Origin of the sequence: Alloalcanivorax gelatiniphagus (genome assembly GCF_005938655.1) — a bacterium.
Taxonomy (GTDB): Bacteria; Pseudomonadota; Gammaproteobacteria; order Pseudomonadales; family Alcanivoracaceae; genus Alloalcanivorax; species Alloalcanivorax gelatiniphagus.
Window position 1 is genome coordinate 1 of record NZ_VCQT01000042.1, and the last position, 1,499, is coordinate 1,499.

At 61.0% G+C, this 1,499-nt stretch carries 1 protein-coding gene, 1 pseudogene and 1 other annotated feature; the gene and the pseudogene both read right to left on the reverse strand.

Annotated elements, in window-relative coordinates:
- Positions 1 to 39 precede the first annotated feature (39 nt).
- A protein-coding gene (locus tag FGS76_RS14120; RefSeq protein WP_138773298.1) for an IS3 family transposase occupies positions 40 to 1,268 on the reverse strand; the annotation gives its coding sequence in 2 pieces (ribosomal slippage) (positions 40 to 989 and positions 989 to 1,268; 1,230 coding nt in all).
- Positions 874 to 990: a sequence feature (AL1L pseudoknot), on the reverse strand. Its footprint overlaps the gene before it by 117 nt.
- A 49-nt stretch (positions 1,269 to 1,317) precedes the next feature.
- A pseudogene (locus tag FGS76_RS14125) lies at positions 1,318 to 1,476 on the reverse strand (transposase); the annotation flags it as partial.
- Positions 1,477 to 1,499: the final 23 nt, after the last annotated feature.

Consider the following 1,499-nt stretch of genomic DNA (forward strand, 5'->3'; position numbering starts at 1 on the left):
TGAACCGCCCCGTATTTCGCGGAGGCTGTTTGGTTTAAGTCAGGCTGCGACGGAGGCCTGACTATTGAGTTGCCTGTAGTAGTTTGCCTCAGCTTCCGCCGGCGGGATATATCCTAGCGGTTCCATCAGTCGCTGATGGTTGAACCAGAACACCCACTCCAGCGTGGCCAGTTCCACGGATTCCATGGATTTCCAGGGACCGCGCCGATGGATCACCTCAGCCTTGTAAAGCCCGTTGATGGTCTCGGCCAGGGCGTTATCGTAGCTGTCGCCCTTGCTGCCCACCGACGGGTCAATGCCTGCCTCCGCCAGACGTTCCGTGTAGCGAACCGATACATATTGCGCGCCTCTGTCGGAGTGATGAATCAAGTTCTCCGAGTCACTGGGCCGGCGGGCGTAAAGCGCCTGCTCCAGTGCGTCGAGTACGAAGTCAGTGGTCATGGTGCGGCTGACGCGCCAGCCCACGATGCATCGCGCGAAGACATCGATCACGAAGGCTACATACAACCAGCCCTGCCAGGTGGAGACGTAGGTAAAGTCCGAGACCCAGAGCTGATTGGGACGATCCGCGGTGAACTGGCGGTTGACCCGATCCAACGGACACGGCACCGATCGATCCGCAACGGTGGTGCGTACCGTCTTGCCTCGGCGGGCGCCTCGCAAGCCCAGGTGGCGCATCAGCCGCTCCACCGTGCAGCGCGCCACCGGGATGGCTTCCCGGTTCATCTGCTTCCAGACCTTATCGGCGCCATAGACCCGCAGATTGGCCTCCCAGACGCGTTCGATCTGTGGCATTAGCCGTTCGTCGCGCTTGGCCCGGTCGCTACGCAATTCTGGATGGCGCTGCCGGGCCGCATGGCGCCGGTAGGCCGACGGGGCAACCCGCAGCACTCTGCAGATCGGCTCGACCCCGTAGGTATCCCGGTGCTGATCGATGTAGGCATTCAGGACTTCAGTTTGCGGTCGAGCTCCGCCTGGGCGAAAAAAGCGCTGGCCGTTCGAAGGATGTCATTGGCACGCCGTAATTCCTTGTTCTCGCGCTCCAGCTCCTTCATGCGCTGAGCGTCGGCCGTGGTCGTCCCGGGCCGCTCACCCGCATCAACCTCGGCTCGCTTCACCCATTCCAGCAGAGTCTGTGGCACGCAGCCAATCTTGGGGGCAATGGACTGTACCGCCGCCCACAGCGACGGGTATTCGCCACGGTGCTCCTGCACCAGGCGTACCGCTCGCTCTCGAACCTCAGGGGAAAACTTTTTGGATTTGGTCATGGCTCCATTCTCTCAGATACTGGAGCCTCCTCGATACCCGGGGCGGTTCATAGAGCATTCGTGCCCGCATCACCTCGAAGGAGTAACCGCGCCCTTCACGGTTCTTGTCCTTGGCCAGTCGGTTGATGGACTCCGTGTAAGCGTTGGTGACGGGCATGTCCGTCTCGAAGTAGGTCATGGTCTCTTCGCGCCAGTTTCCCACTGCCCTTACCCTGCCGCTTAATTACATCT